15 protein-coding genes and 1 pseudogene are annotated in these 17,819 nt (G+C 68.1%); 5 read left to right on the forward strand and 11 right to left on the reverse strand.

Translation table 11 applies throughout. From position 1 onward, the window contains the following. Nucleotides 1-5 precede the first annotated feature (5 nt). The 10 genes from G412_RS0111420 to G412_RS0111465 all read right to left on the reverse strand — a co-directional run bounded on the left by G412_RS0111420 (nt 6) and on the right by G412_RS0111465 (nt 11,859). On the reverse strand, nt 6-431 hold the full coding sequence (locus tag G412_RS0111420) for a cytidine deaminase (RefSeq protein ID WP_028812217.1): 426 nt from the start codon (nt 429-431) through the stop codon (nt 6-8). After that, nucleotides 428-1,690 (reverse strand): ABC transporter permease, encoded by a 1,263-nt coding sequence (locus G412_RS0111425; protein ID WP_028812218.1) that lies wholly within the window; start codon nt 1,688-1,690, stop codon nt 428-430. The genes G412_RS0111420 and G412_RS0111425 overlap by 4 nt, the downstream gene beginning before the upstream one ends. Next, complete coding sequence (locus tag G412_RS0111430; RefSeq protein WP_028812219.1) at nt 1,690-2,802, reverse strand: ABC transporter permease; 1,113 nt, start codon at nt 2,800-2,802, stop codon at nt 1,690-1,692. The genes G412_RS0111425 and G412_RS0111430 overlap by 1 nt, the downstream gene beginning before the upstream one ends. After that, nucleotides 2,802-4,328, reverse strand: a complete 1,527-nt coding sequence (locus G412_RS0111435) for an ABC transporter ATP-binding protein (protein WP_028812220.1) — start codon at nt 4,326-4,328, stop codon at nt 2,802-2,804. Before G412_RS0111435 ends, G412_RS0111430 begins: the two co-directional genes overlap by 1 nt. Before the next feature lie 236 nt (nt 4,329-4,564). After that, nucleotides 4,565-5,608 carry a BMP family lipoprotein gene (locus tag G412_RS0111440; RefSeq protein ID WP_028812221.1) on the reverse strand — a complete coding sequence of 348 codons (1,044 nt, stop codon included), beginning with the start codon at nt 5,606-5,608 and terminating at the stop codon, nt 4,565-4,567. A 137-nt stretch (nt 5,609-5,745) separates the two neighbouring features. Continuing rightward, entirely contained in the window at nt 5,746-6,993 is a 1,248-nt protein-coding gene (locus G412_RS0111445; RefSeq protein WP_051338292.1) for an amidohydrolase, read from the reverse strand. Nucleotides 6,994-7,237: 244 nt separating this feature from the next. Next, complete coding sequence (locus tag G412_RS34050; protein WP_037648518.1) at nt 7,238-8,320, reverse strand: hypothetical protein; 1,083 nt, start codon at nt 8,318-8,320, stop codon at nt 7,238-7,240. 22 nt (nt 8,321-8,342) lie between these two features. Next, nucleotides 8,343-9,269, reverse strand: coding sequence for an N-acetylneuraminate synthase family protein (locus tag G412_RS0111455; protein ID WP_028812223.1), 927 nt, complete (start codon nt 9,267-9,269; stop codon nt 8,343-8,345). A gap of 38 nt (nt 9,270-9,307) precedes the next feature. After that, a complete protein-coding gene (locus G412_RS0111460; protein WP_028812224.1) occupies nt 9,308-10,570 on the reverse strand; it encodes an acylneuraminate cytidylyltransferase in 1,263 nt (420 codons plus the stop codon). Beyond that, nucleotides 10,567-11,859 carry a DUF6716 putative glycosyltransferase gene (locus tag G412_RS0111465; RefSeq protein ID WP_078606939.1) on the reverse strand — a complete coding sequence of 431 codons (1,293 nt, stop codon included), beginning with the start codon at nt 11,857-11,859 and terminating at the stop codon, nt 10,567-10,569. Before G412_RS0111465 ends, G412_RS0111460 begins: the two co-directional genes overlap by 4 nt. Before the next feature lie 187 nt (nt 11,860-12,046). Between G412_RS0111465 and G412_RS0111470 the strand changes: the two genes are divergently transcribed. Next, the gene (locus G412_RS0111470) at nt 12,047-13,039 is read left to right on the forward strand and encodes a glycosyltransferase family 2 protein (protein ID WP_028812226.1); all 993 of its coding nucleotides are present in this window, start codon (nt 12,047-12,049) and stop codon (nt 13,037-13,039) included. Further along, entirely contained in the window at nt 13,039-14,406 is a 1,368-nt protein-coding gene (locus G412_RS0111475; RefSeq protein ID WP_028812227.1) for an alpha-2,8-polysialyltransferase family protein, read from the forward strand. Before G412_RS0111470 ends, G412_RS0111475 begins: the two co-directional genes overlap by 1 nt. Nucleotides 14,407-14,422: 16 nt before the next feature. On the opposite strand, the pseudogene G412_RS0111480 reads toward G412_RS0111475, so the two are convergent. Beyond that, nucleotides 14,423-14,656: pseudogene (locus G412_RS0111480) on the reverse strand (LysE family transporter); the annotation flags it as partial. Nucleotides 14,657-14,688: 32 nt separating this feature from the next. Here G412_RS0111480 and G412_RS37905 point away from each other — a divergent pair. From G412_RS37905 to G412_RS41725, 3 genes are all read left to right on the forward strand, one after another. After that, on the forward strand, nt 14,689-16,266 hold the full coding sequence (locus G412_RS37905; RefSeq protein WP_037648520.1) for a recombinase family protein: 1,578 nt from the start codon (nt 14,689-14,691) through the stop codon (nt 16,264-16,266). A 360-nt stretch (nt 16,267-16,626) separates the two neighbouring features. Continuing rightward, nucleotides 16,627-17,190 (forward strand): helix-turn-helix domain-containing protein, encoded by a 564-nt coding sequence (locus tag G412_RS39605; protein WP_157839078.1) that lies wholly within the window; start codon nt 16,627-16,629, stop codon nt 17,188-17,190. A gap of 258 nt (nt 17,191-17,448) precedes the next feature. After that, nucleotides 17,449-17,757 (forward strand): HNH endonuclease, encoded by a 309-nt coding sequence (locus tag G412_RS41725; RefSeq protein WP_425274469.1) that lies wholly within the window; start codon nt 17,449-17,451, stop codon nt 17,755-17,757. Nucleotides 17,758-17,819 lie beyond the last annotated feature (62 nt).

Below are 17,819 nucleotides of genomic sequence, written 5' to 3' on the forward strand. Positions count from 1 at the left end.
GGGGTTTATCGGGTTCCTTCCGGGGTGCCTGGCGCCAGGTGCTGGGGGCCGAAGGCGTCGGGGAGCATGTCGGCGAGGGTACGGATACCCGCCGACGTGTCGAGCAGCAGCGCGGGGCCGCCGAATTCGTACAGCAACTGCCGGCAGCGGCCGCACGGCATGAGGATGCCGCCGCGGCCGTCGACGCAGGTGAAGTGCGTCAGGCGGCCGCCGCCGGTGGCGTTGAGCTGTGAGACGAGGCCGCATTCGGCGCACAGGGAGAGCCCGTAGGAGGCGTTCTCCACGTTGCAGCCGGTGACGGTGCGGCCGTCGTCGACGAGGGCCGCGGCGCCGACCGGGAAGCCCGAGTACGGGGCGTACGCGTGGGACATGGCCTCGCGCGCCGCCTCCCGCAGGGCTTCCCAGTCGGCCGCCGCCGCGGCGTCCGTCACTTGCCCTGGCCCTTGCGGTAGGGCATGCCGTCCGCCTTGGGCATCCGCAGGCGTTGCGCGGAGAGCGCCAGGACGAGCAGCGTGGTGATGTACGGCGCGGCGTCCACGAACTGGCTCGGGACCTCGTTGGTGAAGGTGTACCAGACGAAGAGGAGCACCGCGGCCACGGCGGAGATCGCCGCGGGCACGTACTTCTTCTTGTACAGCTGCCAGAACACGACGAGCAGCAGCAGGATCGCCAGCAGGAGCAGCATCGCGTGGACGTTCTCGGCGCCGCCTCGCAGCTTGAGGCTGTCGGTGAAGCCGAAGAGGCCCGCGCCGAGCGCCATTCCGCCCGGCATCCAGTTGCCGAAGATCATCGCGGCGAGACCGATGTAGCCACGGCCGCCGGTCTGGCCCTCCTGGTAGATGCCGGTGGCCACGATCGCCAGGAAGGCGCCCGCGAGGCCGGCCAGGCCGCCGGAGACGACGACGGCGATGTACTTGTACTTGTAGACGTTGACGCCCAGGGACTCGGCGGCCACCGGGTTCTCACCGCAGGAGCGCAGGCGCAGGCCGAACGCCGTACGCCACAGGATCCAGATGGTCGCCGGGATCAGCAGCAGCGCGACGACGGTCAGCAGCGAGAGGTTGGTGACCAGGCCGCCGAGGACACCGGCGACGTCCGAGACGAAGAACCAGTGCTTGCCCTGGATGTCCCGTAGCCAGTCGGAGAGCCCCGGAATGGTGACCTTGGTGATCTCGTCGATGCGCGGTGACTGCTTGGAGGAGCCGCCCGCGGCCTTGTCGAACGTGAAGTTGGACAGGTAGCGGGTGGCGCCCACGGCGAGGATGTTGATGGCCACACCGGAGACGATGTGGTTCACGCCGAAGGTGACCGTGATGATGGCGTGCAGCAGGCCGCCGAGTGCGCCACCGAGGATGCCGAGGGCGACACCCGCCCAGGGGCCCCACTGGTAACCGGCGTACGCGCCGAACCAGGTGCCCAGGATCATCATGCCTTCGAGGCCGATGTTGACGACGCCCGCGCGCTCGGCCCACAGGCCGCCGAGACCGGCGAGGCCGATCGGGATGGCGAGCTGGAGCGCGCCGGAGACCTGGCCGACGGAGGTCAGGTCGTCGGCGCCGCTGATGATGCGCACCAGCGAGACCAGGGCGAGCCCGCCCGCGGTGATCAGCAGGATGACGGGTACGGACAGCTTGCGGCGGGCGCTCTTCTTGGGCGCCGCGCTCACGGCGGAGACAGTGCTGGTACTCATTACGCCGCCACCTCCTCACGGTTCTTGCGGGCGGCTGCGGCGAGCTCCTCGCCCACCTTCTGCTGCTGGCGGCGGAGCCCGTAGCGGCGGACGAGTTCGTAACTGACGACGACCGCGATCACGATCAGGCCCTGCATGATCGTGGCGATCTCCTTCTCGTAGCCGTACTGGTCGAGCGCGGCGGACGCCTTGTCCAGGAACGCGATCAGCAGTGCGCTGAAGAAGATGCCGACCGGGTTGTTGCGGCCGAGCAGGGCGATCGTGATGCCCGTGAAGCCGATGCCGGTCGGGAAGCTGAGGCTGTACGTGTGGGTGTCGCCCAGCAGCGTCGGCATACCGGCGAGACCGGCCACAGCGCCGGAGATCAGCATCGCGGTGAGGATCATCTTCTTCGCGTCGACACCGGAGGCCGCGGCGGCGCTCTCGCTGGCGCCGGTGGCGCGCAGGTCGAAGCCGAAGCGGGTGCGGTTGAGGACGAACCAGTAGACGATGCCGAGCGCGAAGGCGACGAACGTGAAGCCGTAGATCTCGCCGCCGGCGCCCAGGTCCAGGCTCGGGAACCAGCCGGACTCGGCGATCTCACCCGTGGTCAGGTCGTTGGAGCCCGGAAGCTGCACACCGAAGTTGTCGGTGAGGATCAGCCAGGCGATCAGGCTGGTGGCGATCGCGTTGAGCATGATCGTGGAGACGACCTCGCTCACCCCGCGCAGGGTCTTGAGCACACCGGCGATACCGGCCCAGAACGCGCCGGTCAGCATCGCGACGAGCACGATCAGCGCGATGTGCAGCGGGCCGGGCAGCTCGACGGCCGCGCCGACGAGCGCGGCCATCATCGCGGCGAGCCGGTACTGCCCGTCGACGCCGATGTTGAACAGGTTCATCCGGAAACCGATGGCCACGGCGAGCGCCGCCAGGTAGTACGTACCGGCCTGGTTCAGGATGAGCACCTGGATGTCGGCGTACTGCGCGCTCTCAACCATCAGCGTGTACGGCTCGAACGGGTCGCGGCCCGAGGCGAGCAGCACCACCGAGGTGAGCGCGATGGCGACGACCAGCGCGAGCACTGGGCCGGCGAGGCCCAGGATCAGCCGGTCCTTGTCGAACTTCTTCATCAGGCCTCGTCCTCCGGGGCGTGCTCCAGATGACCGCTGGCGGCGCCGGTCATGGCCGAGCCCAGCTCCTCCGGGGTGATGGTGGCCGGGTCGGCGTCCGCGACCAGGCGGCCGCGGTACATGACCCGCAGGGTGTCGGAGAGCCCGATGAGCTCGTCCAGGTCGGCGGAGATCAGCAGTACGGCCAGTCCCTCGCGGCGTGCCTCACGGATCTGGTCCCAGATCTGCGCCTGCGCGCCGACGTCCACACCGCGGGTGGGGTGCGCGGCGATGAGCAGCTTGGGGGCGTGGCTCATCTCGCGGCCGACGATCAGCTTCTGCTGGTTGCCGCCGGACAGGGAGGCAGCGGTGACCTCGATACCGGGCGTACGGACGTCGTACTCGCGCACGATCCGCTCGGTGTCCGTGCGGGCGGCCTTCAGGTCGAGCAGCCCGCGCTTGGAGTTGGGCTGCTCGGTGACGTGGCCGAGGATGCGGTTCTCCCACAGCGGCGCTTCGAGGAGCAGGCCGTGGCGATGGCGGTCCTCGGGGATGTAGCCGATGCCGCCCTCGCGGCGCTTGCGGGTGGGCGCGTGCGAGATGTCGGTGGAGTCGAGGGTGATGACGCCGCCGTCCGGGTTGCGCAGGCCCATGATCGCCTCGACGAGCTCGGCCTGGCCGTTGCCCTCGACGCCCGCGATACCGAGGACTTCGCCCTTGTGGATGGTGAGGTCGATCCCGGCCAGCACCTGGCGTACGGCACCGTCGGGGTCGATGGCGTTCAGCTGGAGGTTCTCGACGCGGAGCATCGGTACGTCGGTGACCGTCGACTCGCGGGTCTCGGGCGACGGGAGCTCGCTGCCGACCATCAGCTCGGCGAGCTGCTTGGTGGTGGTGTTCGCCGGGTCGGCGGTGCCCACGGTCGTACCGCGCCTGATGACCGTGATGTCGTCGGCGACCGACAGCACCTCGCCCAGCTTGTGCGAGATGAAGATGACCGTCAGACCCTCGGACTTGAGCTCGCGGAGGTTGGCGAAGAGCGCGTCGACCTCCTGCGGAACCAGCACGGCGGTCGGCTCGTCGAGGATGAGGATGCGGGCGCCGCGGTAGAGGACCTTGAGGATCTCGACGCGCTGGCGGTCGGCGACACCGAGGTTCTCGACCAGGGCGTCGGGGCGCACGTTCAGTCCGTACGCCTCCGAAATCTCCTTGATCTTGTTGCGGGCCTTGTTGCCGATGCCGTACAGCTTCTCGCCGCCGAGAACGACGTTCTCCAGGACGGTGAGGTTGTCGGCGAGCATGAAGTGCTGGTGCACCATGCCGATGCCGCGTGCGATGGCGTCGGCGGGGCTGTGGAAAGTGGCCTGCTCCCCGTCGATGGTGATGGTGCCCTCGTCCGGCTTCTGCATGCCGTAGAGGATCTTCATCAGGGTCGACTTTCCGGCACCGTTCTCACCGACGAGGGCGTGCACGGTGCCCTTGCGGATGGTGATGTCGATGTCGTGGTTGGCGACGACGCCGGGGAAGCGCTTGGTGATGCCGTGCAGTTCTACGGCGGGGGGCGGGCTGGACGCGTTGATGACGCACTCTCCTTGGCGGAAAGGAGCGGGAGGGCGGTGGACGGGAGGAGACAGGGCGCGGCGAAACTATCGTGCTGAAGAAATGTCTACGCGCGTAGCGATGCCAAATGACGAAAAGACCGGGCGCGCAATGCGGTCCGGGGGCCGGAGAGGCGGCGAAACCGCCCCTCCGGGCCCCCAGGATCACGTCCTGACCAGCGGCCTTACGGCGCGGTCTGGACCTTGATCTTGCCGGCGATGATGTCGGCCTTCGCCTTGTCGACGGCGGCGATGAGGTCGGTCATCTTCTTGTACTCCGGGTTGGAGTCGGAGAGGCCGACGCCGTCCTTGTCGAGGCCGTAGCGGACCTCACCGGACTGCGGCTTGCCGTCCTTGACCGACTTGATCAGGTTGTAGACCGAGTCGGAGACGTCCTTGGTCACCGAAGTGAGGATCTTGTCCTTGTACTTCGCCAGACCGGCCTGGTTGTACTGGTCGGAGTCGACGCCGATGGCCCACTTGCCCTCGATGGCGGCCGCCTCGATCGAGCCGGAGCCCGCGAGACCCGCGGCGTGGTAGATCACGTCGGCGCCCTTGTCGAGCTGGCCCTGGGCGGCGGCCTTGCCGAGGTCGGGCTTGGAGAAGCCGTCGAAGTTCGGCGGCTGCGTCAGGTACTGCTTGAGCACCTCGACCTTGGGGTTGGTGTCCTTGACGCCCTGGGCGAAGCCCGCCTCGAACTTCTTGATGAGCGGGACCTCGACACCACCGATGAAGCCGACCTTGTTGGTCTTGGTGGCCTTGGCGGCGGCGACGCCGGCGAGGTAGGAGCCCTGCTCCTCGTTGAAGACCATGTTCGCGATGTTCTTACCGGTCACCGAGGTGTCGTCGATGATGCCGAAGGTGGTCTTCGGGAACTTCGGCGCGACCTTCTTGATGGCCGGGGCGTAGGCGAAACCGACACCGATCACCGGGTTGTTGCCGGAGCGGGCAAGCTCGGTGAGGCGCTGGACCTTGTCGGCGTCCGACTCGCCCTCGGAGGGCTCCTGGTCGTTGCCCTTGATGCCAAGGTCTTTTTCGGCCTTCGACAGACCGGCGTAGGCCGCGTCGTTGAAGGACTGGTCGCCACGGCCGCCGATGTCGTACGCGATGGCGGCGCTGGCTTCCTTCGAGCCGGAACCGGAGTCCGACGTCTTGCCACACGCGGTGGCGGAAAGTGCGAGAGCTGTGGACGCGATGGCCACAGTGGCAATCCTGGTTACGCGGCGCAAGGGAGGGCTCCTTCGACCTGACCGAAGCGCCTCTGCCGGCGCTGGTTTCGCGGCGATCGTAACGCGCGTAGATGCCGGTTAAGCGACCGTACGACAGCTGTTATCGGATCGTCGTGAACGGAAGGCGCCGTGGCTGATTACGAACGGTGTCCGCCAAGCAGCGCGGCGGCGGTGAAGAGTTCGACACCGGCCTCGATCGCCGCCTCATCCACGTCGAAATCACCACGATGCAGGTCACCTCGGGCGGTGTCCCCCGGAGTGCGTACGCCCAGCCGGGCCATCGCGCCGGGGACCTGCTCCAGGTACCAGGAGAAGTCCTCGCCGCCCAGGCTCTGCTCGGTGTCCTCGATCGCGTGCAGTCCGCGCCGGGCGGCCATGGCGTCCGTGAGCAGCTCGGTGACGGAGTGCTCATTCACTACGGGCGGGACGCCGCGCACGTAGTTGATCTCCGACTTGGCGCCATGCAGGGTCGCGATCTCGTCGATCGCGGCATGGATCAGGTCCGGGGCCTCGTGCCAGGCGTCGAGGTCCAGGCAGCGGACGGTACCGGCGAGCTCGGCGCGCTGCGGGATGACGTTGCAGGCGTGGCCGGATTCGATACGGCCCCAGGTCACCGCGAGCCCGGCGCGCGCGTCGACCCGGCGGGCGACCAGCGCGGGGACGTCGGTGGCGACCCGGGCGACGGCCGTGACCAGGTCGGTGGTGAGGTGCGGGCGGGCGGTGTGGCCGCCGGGGCCGCCGAGCGAGATTTCGAGCCGGTCGCAGGCCGAGGTGATGGGGCCGGTACGCAGGCCGATGCGGCCCGCGTCGACCTTGGGGTCGCAGTGCACCGCGATGATCGAGCCGACGCCGTTGAGGCCGCCGGCCTCGATCACGCCGAGCGCGCCGCCGGGCATCATCTCCTCGGCGGGCTGGAAGATCAGCCGTACCGGCTGCGGCAGCAGGCCCTGCCGGTCCAGGTCGGCGAGGACCACGCCCGCCCCGAGCACCACCGTGGTGTGTACGTCGTGGCCGCAGGCGTGCGCGCGGTCGGGGACGGTGGAGCGGTACGGGACGCCGGTCTTGGTGTCCGGGATGGGCAGCGCGTCGATGTCCGCGCGGATGGCCAGCATCGGGCGTACGCCGTCCCGGTCGGGACGGTCCGTGCCGATGTCGCAGATGAGTCCGGTGCCGGAGGGCAGCACGCGCGGCGCCAGGCCTGCCTGCTCCAGGCGGGCCTTGATCGCGGCGGTGGTGCGGAATTCCTGGTTGCCGAGCTCCGGGTGCATGTGCAGGTCGCGGCGGAAGGCGATCAGCTCAAGACGCAGGCTCTCGGGCAGCGTGCCGGGGAGCTGGACCATCCCTGACAGTGCTGCTTCTTCGGACTCGCAGATCAGCTGGCTCATCCCTGAAAGAGTAGGCGTCTTTGGGGGGTAACTAACCAGCGATCTACAAAACTTCAGCCTCATAGGGGAAAGAAAACCGGCTGCGCGATGCATGGGCGTACTGCTGGGCGGGTAAGCTGCGCCGCTCTCGTTCCCGTGCCGGCCTGGTGTTTTACCTCCCGTTGGGGCTGCTCCCCGGCCCGCGCCTTCCCCGGCCGGGCCGGTAAGTGCGTGGGCAAAGTCACATATGTGGCGAACTAGACATTCAGCCCAGGGCGGGCAGCCGCTGGACGTCGCGGGCCGTGGTCGTGACGCCCGCCAGGAAGCCCTGGGCGCGGGGCGAGGCCGTTTCCTTCAGCCACAGCGGGTTCACGTCGCAGACGGCGACCCGCACGCCCGTGCCCGCCAGGGCGAGCGGGAGCGTGTGGACCACGGTGGACGGGAAGCTCAGGATCAGCCGGCCGATCGGGCCGCGCCGGGCTATGAGCTCCAGCGGCAGGTCGGGCCGGACGATCTCCAGACCCGTCTCGACGGCCAGCCGGTGCAGCTTGTCGGCGCTCTCGCGGCGGTGGGCGAAGTAGCGGGTGGCCCCGTGGGCGCGGGCCAGGGCGGTGACCGCCTCGACGTACCGGTCGGGGTCGACGACGCCCGTCTCCACCAGCGACGTCCCGACGAGGTCGGCGCCGCGCGAGACGCGGGGCGGGCCGAAGCGGGCGCGCGTCCAGCCGAAGTCGTTGGCGGTGACGGTAACCCCCGGCGCCTCCTCGACCGGCATCGAGGTGAAGACCTCGACGGTACGGGTCCGCGACGGGGTGAGGCGGCGGCGCGCGACCGCCGAGACCGGCCCGAAGACGAGGTCGCGCGGCCCCCGGCGGCCGCCGCGCCGGTGCCAGCGCACCAGACGCTCGCCGCCGGTGAGCTGGGCGATGAACTCCATCGTGGCCGTGCCGTCGTCGACGACGACCAGGTCACGGGCGCGGGTGATCGTCAGCAGCAGCTGTACGTAACGGGAGAACGGGTCGCCGATCACGATCCGGTGTGCCCGCCGCAGGGCGGACGCGAGACCGCCGATCGTCTGGAACGGCGCCCCCGCCCCGCCCCGGGCCTCCTCCCACCGCACCCGCATGCCTTCGTGGCGTGCGAGCTCCGCCATGCGCCGCAGTTGGCCGCGGGTCATGGGGTCGGTGGGCGACAGGACGACGACCGTGAGGTCGTGCGGCCGTGTCCGCGCCCGGGGGCCTGCCTTGGCATGGGCCCACTCCAGGACGTTCAGGAGCTGGACCGGGCTCTCGACGAAGGCGAGAGTTCCGTAAGCCTCGGGGGCGGGGGCGCCGGGGGTGCCGTTCACGGCGACTTGACCGTCTCTCCGGTCAGACCGCGACGGGCTCGCGGTCGGCGCCCTCGGCGACGACACCCGCGACGCGGCGCAGCTTCTTCATCGGGCCCAGCTCGGACTCGTACACCTTCTTTACGCCGTCACCGAGGGAGGCCTCGATGGTGCGGATGTCGCGGACCAGGCGGGTGAGGCCGCCGGGCTCGACGGACGCGGCCTGGTCGGAGCCCCACATGGCGCGGTCCAGGGTGATGTGGCGCTCGACGAACGCGGCGCCGAGGGCGACGGCGGCGAGGGTCGTCTGGAGGCCCGTCTCGTGACCGCTGTAGCCGATCGGGACGTTGGGGTACTCGGCCTGGAGGGTGTTGATCACCCGGAGGTTGAGCTCCTCGGCCTGCGCCGGGTACGTCGAAGTGGCGTGGCAGAGCAGGATGTTGTCGCTGCCCAGAACCTCCACGGCGTGGCGGATCTGGCGTGGCGTCGACATGCCGGTGGAGAGGATGATCGTGCGGCCGGTCGCGCGCAGCGAGCGCAGCAGCTCGTCGTCGGTGAGGGACGCGGAGGCGACCTTGTGGGCCGGTACGTCGAACTTCTCCAGGAAGGCGACGGCCTCGGTGTCCCACGGAGAGGCGAACCAGTCGATGCCGCGCTTCTTGCAGTACTCGCCGATGGCGCGGTACTCGTCCTCGCCGAACTCCACGCGGTGGCGGTAGTCGATGTACGTCATGCGGCCCCACGGGGTGTCGCGCTCGATGTCCCACTGGTCGCGCGGCGTGCAGATCTCCGGGGTGCGCTTCTGGAACTTGACCGCGTCGCAGCCGGCGTCGGCGGCGGCGTCAATGAGCGCGAAGGCGTTCTCGATGTCGCCGTTGTGGTTGATGCCGATCTCGCCGGTGACGTAGACGGGGTGACCGGGGCCCGCGGTCTTGGAACCGAGGGTGCGGAGGCGCGAGTTGGTGCTCATGTCGTTCTTTCCTAACGGGGGGAGTTACGGGAGGTGAGTTACGGGGTGGGGACCGAGGTGGGGATGGGGGTGTGGGTGAGCGACGGGCCGAGGACCCAGGCGGCGATCTCGCGGATCGCGCCCTCTCCGCCCGGCACGGTCGTCACGGCGCGGGCGGCGCCGCGGACCGTGGCGTGGGCGTTGGCGACCGCCACCGGCCAGCCCACGAGGGCCAGGCAGGACAGGTCGTTGACGTCGTTGCCGGCGTAGAGCACACGCTCGGGCGCGACTCCCTGCTCCTCGCACCACTGCTTGAGGGCGAGGTCCTTGCGGTCGACGCCGTGGAGCACGGGGATGCGCAGCTTGCGGGCCCGTGCGGCGACGACCGCGTTCTCCTCCGTGGACAGGATCAGCAGCTTGAGCCCCGACTTGCGCAGGGCCGCGATGCCGAGCCCGTCGCCGCGGTGCACGGCGACGAGTTCCCGTCCTTCGGAGTCGATCAGCACCCGGTCGTCGGTCTGGGTGCCGTCGAAGTCGATGACGACGGCGTCGATGTCGTCGCGGGTGGGGAGGGAGGCGGCCTGCGCGTCGAGGAGGGGCGCCAGCGCGCGGGCGCGGGCCAGGTCGTGCGGGTCGTCGATCTCCAGGACGCGGGCCGGGTCCGTGACGACGAGCGCGGTCCGCCCGAAGAAGCGGTGCCCGGCCTTCCGGAACCCGGCGGCGTCCATGGCGTACGCCGCACCGGTCTCCAGGAAGTCCCGCGGACGGTCCTGACGGCGGGGGCGGAAGCTCTTGTCGTGGTTCACGCCCGTGGCTGTGTCCTCTTCCCGCCAGACGAAGCCGTGGAAGGGGGCCACCGTGTGGGCCGTGTCCGCGCCGTCCTCGACGACCGCCGCGGCGACGCCTTCGACGTCCTCGCTGGTCAGGAACGGGCTCGTGCACTGCACCAGCAGCACCACGTCCACCACCGCGCCGTGCATCGCCTCATGGGCGTCCATGGCGTGCAGTACGGCGGCCTCGCTGGTCGCCGTGTCCCCCGCGATGTCCGCCGGGCGCGGCACACAGTGCAATCTGTCGGCTTCGCCGAGGGCCGCGCCCGCGCCGCGGGCCGCCGCCGCGATGGCGGGGTCGTCCGTGGAGACCACGACATCCGTCACCAGGCCGGCGCCCAGGCACGCCCGGACGGCGCGCGCCACGAGCGGCACGCCCCCGACCGGGGCGAGGTTCTTCGCCGGTACGCCCTTGGATCCGCCGCGGGCGGGGATCACGGCCAGTACGCGGCGTACGGACTCGGCGGTACCGGACTGGGGCTGGCTGCTCATAGTTCTCCCATGCGGCGGATGACGGGCGCCACGCGCTGCACCCCGTGGCGGTACGCCCCGCGCGCTGCCTCCCGTACGGCGTCGCGCAGGACGCGGCGTACACCGGTGACGTCGGTGGTGGTGTGCGTGCCGTCGAGGCGGTGGCGGGCGAGGATGCCGGGGAGGTAGCCCGGCGCGGTGGCGGAGGTGTAGTAGGGGGCCAGCGGCGGCAGGCCGGGGCGCTCCAGGAGTGCGGTGACCCGTTCGCGTACGGCGTCGAAGGCCGTGTCGTACGAGCCGTCGGCGGCCACTCCCTGCGTCGCCAGCCACTCCTCGCCGGCCCGCGGCCGGTGACCGGCGTCGAGCTGGTCCCAGGAGGCGAGGCATCCGGAGCCGAGGAAGTGGTGGTTGCCGAGGACCTCGCGCACGCCCAGGTCGGTGAGGACGGCGGTCGGGACGCGGCGGTGCAGGGACTCCAGGGCGGCGGTCGAACTGACCGTGACGAGCAGGTCGGTACGGTCCAGGACCTCGCCCATGTGTCCGTACACGAGGCGGAAGTTGGGGGGCACGCCGCCTTCGATTCGGGCGGCGAGCTTCTGGTACGGCAGTTCCTCGATGTGCGTGGTGTGCTCGCCCGGCTTGCTGCGGAGCTTGAGCAGCACCTCGCGGCCGGGGTGCAGCCGGGCGTGCTGGACGAGGCGGCGCAGCAGGTAGGAGCGGTCGGCGCGGGACTGCGGGACGGAGGGCTGCGCGGCGAAGACGACGGTGCGGGTGTCGGTGCCTTCGTACGGCGCGCCCCCCAGGAACGGCAGCGCGGCCTCCGTCACGGCCGAGGCGTCGGCGCCCACGCCCTCGTACACCGCGCGGAAGCGCTCCGCGTCGTGGCGCGAGTTCGCGATGACGATGTCCGCGCCGTGGCGCAGCAGCAGCCCGTCGGCCAGCTTCTCGTAGACGACGCCGACATAGCCGGTGCCGATGACGGGCCGGCGGTCGGTGTCCGGCCACAGCGGCGCGAGGCCGTGCAGCATCGCCTGCACCGCTCCCCCGACGAGGGCGAGCAGGACGACGTCGTACGCCTCGTGCTCGACCTCCCCGATGAATTCGGCGGCGGTCACCTCCCGCACACCGTCGACCGGCACGCCGACCTCGGCGAGCTGGCGGGGTGTGGGGGTGGCCCGGCCGCGGAGCAGAAATCCGCTGACTTCGGCTTCCGGCGCGATACGGCGGGCGGTGAGGGCGCCCCATTTCCATCGCGTATCGGAATCGGCGATCACGGCGATCCGCAGGGCTTTGCTGGTACTTGCTGGCACGTCCAAGAAACTAGGCAGGCATTCCGATTGACGGCCCAACTCAGCCGCAACAAACGGTTAACAGCACATCGACGATCGGCGTCGGCGCCCGCAAAGCAGGCGGGTTAACCATTCCGCCATTCTTCGTTCACCCGGCATCCCTCCGGGGGTCGCAACGAATGCCGCGGTGCGCCCTAGCGTCACGGAGGTGGTCAAGCTCTCTGTCGTCGTGCCGTTCTTCAACGTGCAGACATACGCCCCAGACACCCTTCGGAGTCTCCGCGCGAACGCGCGGGACGACTTCGAGTTCATCCTCGTCGACGACTGTTCGACCGACGGAACGCCGGAGATCCTCCAGCGCGCCGAACGCGACCTGCCGGGGGCGATCCTGGTCAGACACGAGACCAACGGCGGCCTGGCCACCGCCCGCAACACCGGTCTCGACGCGGCGCGCGGCGAATACCTGACGTTCCTCGACGGCGACGACTGGCTGGCCCCCGGTCACTACGCGCGCCTGCTCGCCGCGATGGAGGAACTGGGCTGCGACTTCGTCCGTACGGACCATGTGCAGTGCACCGGACGTACGCGTACGGTCCACCGCGTCCCGCACGGCAAGCGCGGCGTGGTCATGTCGCCGCGCGACGCGATCCTGCCCGCCAGCCGTTCCACCTCCGTCGACTACGCCTTCGCCTGGGCCGGCATGTATCACCGCAGGCTCGCCGACCGGGGGCTGCTGCACTTCACCGACGGCCTGCGCACGGCCGAGGACCGGCCGTGGATCTGGCGGCTGCACCGGGAGGCCGAGAGCTTCGCGGCGCTCGGCACGCTGGGTGTCTTCTACCGGCGGGGCGTCGCGTCGTCGCTGACGCAGATCGGCGACGTACGGCAGCTCGATTTCATCCGGGCCTTCGATCAGGTCATCGAGGAAACGGCGAAGGACCCGGACGCCGACCAGCTTCTCCCGAAAGCCGTACGCACGTACTGCGCCATCATTTCCCACCACCTGGGAAGCATCGAAAGGTTCGAACCGGCCGTGGCACGGAAATTGCGGGTGATGAGTGCGGCGGCTCTCAAACGGATGCCGCAGGACTTCCTCAAGGACGCGCTGGATTCCATGGACGTGGAGCGTTCCGTACGGCTGCGGCGCCTGCGCCGCCGGCCCGCGTCTTCCGCTTCCGCCGCGCCGGGGGTCGCTGCCTGATGGCCACCACGCAGATCTTCTTCGCCTCCACGCTGTACGGCGCCGCGACGCTCGCCGCCGCGATCGACAGCGACTGCTTCGCTCCGGCCGGCCGGCGGCTGCTCCTGGTCAGCAACAACGCCACAACGCCCGAGACGACGCCCGCCGTCGACGAGATGCCGGGCTTCGAACGGCTGCGGGGCCGCTTCGACGACGTACTGTCCTGGAACGAGACCATCGCGCCCTTCCACCCCGGCGCCTGGTCGCCGCGCGTCGACGACATCCCGCTGTGGGAACGCCACTTGCGGCTGCTCTGGGGCCTCGGCGACGACACCGTGGAGCTGGTCGTCGAATCCATCCAGGTCAACCCGGCACTGGCACTCACCCAGCTGTTCACGGACGCGCCGGTCGAGGTGTACGCCGACGGGCTGATGAGCTACGGCCCGACCCGCAACAAGATCGACCCGCTGATCGGTACGCGCGTACGCCGCCTGCTCCACCTGGACCTGGTGCCGGGTCTGACTCCGCTGCTGCTGGGGGAGTTCGACGTACCGCCGGAGCTCGTACCGACGGAGTCCTTCCTGAAGGTCCTCACCGAACTGTCCGACACGGAAGCGGAGTTGACCCTTCCGACGGGCTCGGCGCTGCTCCTCGGCCAGTACCTGTCGGCGCTGTCGATCCTGACCGCCGAGGAGGAGGAGAGCCTCCACGTCACGATGTTGCGCGGGGCGGTCGGCCGCGGCCACCGGCAGATCGTCTTCAAGCCGCACCCCACGGCGCCGGCCCGCTGGTCGCGCCTGCTGGAGCGCGAGGCACAGGAGCTGGGCGTCGAACTCACCGTCCTGGAGAGCCCGGTGCTGGCCGAGGTGCTGTACCAGCGGTTCCGTCCCGCGCTGGTGGTCGGCTGCTTCTCGACGGCGCTGATGACGGCCAGCACGTTCTACGAGATCCCGGTGGCCCGCACCGGGACCGACGTACTGCTGGAACGCCTCTCGCCGTACCAGAACAGCAACCGCGTACCCGTCACGATCGTCGACGCGCTGGTCCCCGACCTGACGGCGGAGGTCCCCGACCTGACGGCGGACGACGGCGACCGTCCGGGCCCGGTTTCCCTGCCGTACCTGGCGGGCCTCCTCCGGGCCGTCGGCTTCGCGATGCAGCCGCAGATCCGCTCGGACCTGCGGCCGGCGGCCGAGCGCTTCCTCACCCAGCACCTCAAGGGCCCCGCCTGGCGTTACTTCAAGCGCCGCCGGCTGACCACGCTCGCGCTGCCCGGCGCGATCCCGCAGCAATTCGCCTTCATCCCGCGCAACGCGACGCTGCGACGCGTGGTCCGCAGGGCCCGGTCCTTCAAGCGTGCCGCGCTCAAGAAGGCGGCGCTGGGCTGACGGCGGGGCGGACGCTTCAGACGCTGCTGAATGACAGCTTCGCCGCGAAGCCCAGGAACAGGACGCCCGCCGCCGAGGTCGCGCCCGCCGACAGGCGCTTGCGGCGGCGGAAGGCGGCGGCCAGGCGGGTGCCGCCGAAGATCAGCGCGGAGAGGTAGAGCACGCTCGCGAGCTGGGCGAAGGTGCCGAGCAGGACGAACGAGAGGGCGGGGTGGGCGTACGCCGGGTCGACGAACTGCACGAAGAACGTTCCAGAATCAAACTGGCTGTACGCTCGCGCCCATGACCGCTACCAAGACCGCTCCCGAGTGGACCGTTGAGGAACTGGCAGAGCTGGCCGACCTCCAGGCCAGGAACGATGCACTGCCGGAGGACGCGCCCCGTGGCCTCCTGTCGGTACGCCTGTCCATCCTCACGGAGGACACCACCTCACCCGCACGGCAGGAACTAGACCTCCGTCGCCATGCCATCCGAGAGGGCGTCAGAGTTGTTGGCGTGGCCAGGGACCTTGGAGTGTCCGCAACTAAGAAAGCACCCTGGGAGCGGAAGGAACTCGGGGACTGGCTCAACAACCGCATACCCGAGTTTGACTCGATTTTGTTCTGGAAGTTGGACCGATTCATCAGGCGCATTTCTGACCTACATGAGGTCATCAAGTGGTGCGAGAAATCCGGGAAGAACCTAATTTCTCTCAATGACACCCTGGACCTGTCATCCCCCATGGCTCAGGCAATGGTGACTTTCGTTGCGGCAGTTGCAGAGATTGAAGCCGCCAACACAAAGACTCGCGTTTCGTCCCACTGGGAATACACCAAGCAACAGGATCAATGGCGGATTGGTAAGCCATCGTATGGCTACAAGACTGCCAGGGTGGGCGGGAAACTCCGCCTAGTGCAGGACCCTAAGCAAGCGCGAGCGGTGCGCTACATGCTCCGCGCCGCAATGCGGGGGGTTCCGGCAAACCGAATTGCCAAGGTTCTAGACAGAGCCAAGGTTCCGACCTACAGCAACCGGAAATGGAACAATCAGCAGGTTCTCAGGATTCTTAGGAACCCTGCCGTTACGGGGATTCGTACCGAGGGAGGGACGAAGGCGACTACCTACAAATCTACGCCGGTACTAGACAAGCAGGGCCAGGAAATCAGGGTCACGGATGAGCCGATCCTGACTGGTAAGGAATTCGAAAGCGTACAAGCGGCACTTGCCACCCGCGCGAAGAACAAGCGTCACCATGAGAAGAACCGTCGTCCTACCAGGTTCCTCGGCGTCATGAAACACCAGTGCGGAAGAAACGTTAACGAAACGAATAACTACAAAAAGCTTTCTACCGGCGAAGTGAAGGAGTACCGATACTTGCGGTGCCCCGACTGCCGGAAACCAGGATTCGTGACACCGGACCCTGAGCATGTGTACTCGGCTCTGGCGCAGGCCGTCTTTGAGGCCCTGGGGGATTTCGAAGTGATCCGCCGCGAGTACGCCAGAGGCGACGAGAACAGGCGAGAGCGGAAGCGACTGGAAGAGTCCATCGCCTACTACATGTCCGGGCTGGAGCCCGGCGGAAAGTTCGATAAGGCCGGATTCATTCGCGAGAAAGCAGAGAGCACGCTAGACGCTCTCATGAACAACTTGACGAAGATCGACCCGGATTCCACAAAGGATAGGTGGATCTACGAGAGCACCGGCATGACCTACAGGCAGCATTGGGAGGCTGGTGGCGTAGAGGCCATGGAAGAGGACCTACTGAGTGCCGGAATAACTTTCGAACTCGGAAAGCAGGACGATGGGGAACTGTTGGGGCAGTTGATCATTCCGCACGATGTTAAGAAGCGACTGATCAGAATGGACAGCAACTGGAGTTAGCCATACAGGCGCACTCCGCGAATCAATGCCCCCACCGGAAGGTGGTGGCATTTCTATGTCAACTCTCGGAGGGATAGACGACATCAGCAACGACTCTCCGGTTACCGTCCTGATCCTGGATCACGGTTACAACACGCATACTCCCCCTGTCTCGCCCCCGAGGCCGTGCGCCGGGTGCTAGTGGTGAAGAAACCTTGCATCCATCCTCCCTGGCGAAGTCAAAGGAAGCCCGCACACGCTCTCGCTCGCCCGTTTAAACGCTCTTCCTTGATTCCGCCACACCTTCGGGCGTAGAACTTGCCACCCGTGAACCGACAGCAGTTCAAACACCTTGGCGCTACTCCCCGAAAGGTACGACGTGTGACTGAGCTTGTGCGCGTGAATCACTCCGCTTGGCGAAAGTGCATACGCGCTGATCCTGCAATCAGGCTTACAACCCTGGCCGTAGCAATGGTCATCGGGGAGTACGGCAACTACGCGGACGGCTCCAACGTGCGGCCATCCATGGAGACGGTAGCTCGCGAAGTCGGCTTCTCAAGCAGGCAGAAGATCTACCCACACTTGAAAATCCTCCGCGAGAGGGGATACCTCACCCCTGCCGGGACCAGGTCGGCGAAGGGTGTTGTCGTCTACCGGTTGACCGCTCCTGCCGAGATCGTCAGAACCGCTTCCGCAACGTCCCTAGACGCTGCCGTAAGAGCCGGAACAAACGGACAGGCGGCCGAGCCTGTCCAGGGCGAAGAAGGCCGCTCTAACGCTGCTCCAAACTCTTCGGCGGCCCCGGCCGGCGAACCCGTCCAGCTCACCATGGAGCAGAAGATGTGGTTCCTGGGCGGCAGCAGTCCCGAGGAATGGCCATGGCCCAACATCCCTTACTCGACAGCCGAGCGCGCCTACCGCAAATACACGGGGCAACCTGCCTGACGGGCAGGCTTAGTCCTCGCCTTGCTGTCCCCGGACGGGTAATGCACCTGTCCCCTCAAGGGGACACAACATTAGAGAGATCCTAAAAGGATATTAGAGAGACGGTGTCCCCATTCGGGGACACCGCTTATCAACTGAGATCAGTCTTCCTGCGGAGCCTGATCCTGGCCTAGGCCGAAAGGCCGATGTGCCTCAACACCCAAGCCGCCCCCTCGAAGGGCGGCTCTCTTATTGAAGGAGGCGCACATGCCCTGGTCCATGTGCCAACACTGCAAGAAGCTCTACCCAGTCGGCTCACGTTGTGATCCATGCGCCAAGGCAACAGCGCGGAAGCGCGAGAAGACGCGCGTGCGGCTGAGCCCGCGTGAGCGTGGCTATGACGCTGAATACCAGCGCAACCGGCGCTGGCTGCTTCGGTCACAACCTGACTGCCATATCTGCCGCGTGGCGTTGGCTACGACCGCAGACCACATCATCCCGTTGAGCCGAGGTGGCTCCAACGCAATGGACAACTTGCGACCCGCGTGCGGGCCGTGCAACTACAGCCGAGGCAACGGGACGCGCTGAGAGGCCCCGTAACAGCCAATCAGCTCAGTCGTGGCAATCCCTGATCGGCTCCCCGTCCTGGC

Source organism: Streptomyces flavidovirens DSM 40150 (assembly GCF_000429085.1).
GTDB lineage: Bacteria > Actinomycetota > Actinomycetes > Streptomycetales > Streptomycetaceae > Streptomyces > Streptomyces flavidovirens.

What these genes read in the sequence shown, in the direction of transcription:
- G412_RS0111425 (WP_028812218.1), bottom strand. Translation starts at nt 1,690, where the DNA reads ATGAGTACCAGCACTGTCTCCGCCGTGAGCGCGGCGCCCAAGAAGAGC.
- G412_RS0111430 (WP_028812219.1), bottom strand. Translation starts at nt 2,802, where the DNA reads ATGAAGAAGTTCGACAAGGACCGGCTGATCCTGGGCCTCGCCGGCCCA.
- G412_RS0111445 (WP_051338292.1), bottom strand. Translation starts at nt 6,993, where the DNA reads ATGAGCCAGCTGATCTGCGAGTCCGAAGAAGCAGCACTGTCAGGGATG.
- G412_RS0111455 (WP_028812223.1), bottom strand. Translation starts at nt 9,269, where the DNA reads ATGAGCACCAACTCGCGCCTCCGCACCCTCGGTTCCAAGACCGCGGGC.
- G412_RS0111460 (WP_028812224.1), bottom strand. Translation starts at nt 10,570, where the DNA reads ATGAGCAGCCAGCCCCAGTCCGGTACCGCCGAGTCCGTACGCCGCGTA.
- G412_RS0111475 (WP_028812227.1), top strand. Translation starts at nt 13,039, where the DNA reads ATGGCCACCACGCAGATCTTCTTCGCCTCCACGCTGTACGGCGCCGCG.
- G412_RS37905 (WP_037648520.1), top strand. Translation starts at nt 14,689, where the DNA reads ATGACCGCTACCAAGACCGCTCCCGAGTGGACCGTTGAGGAACTGGCA.
- G412_RS41725 (WP_425274469.1), top strand. Translation starts at nt 17,449, where the DNA reads ATGTGCCAACACTGCAAGAAGCTCTACCCAGTCGGCTCACGTTGTGAT.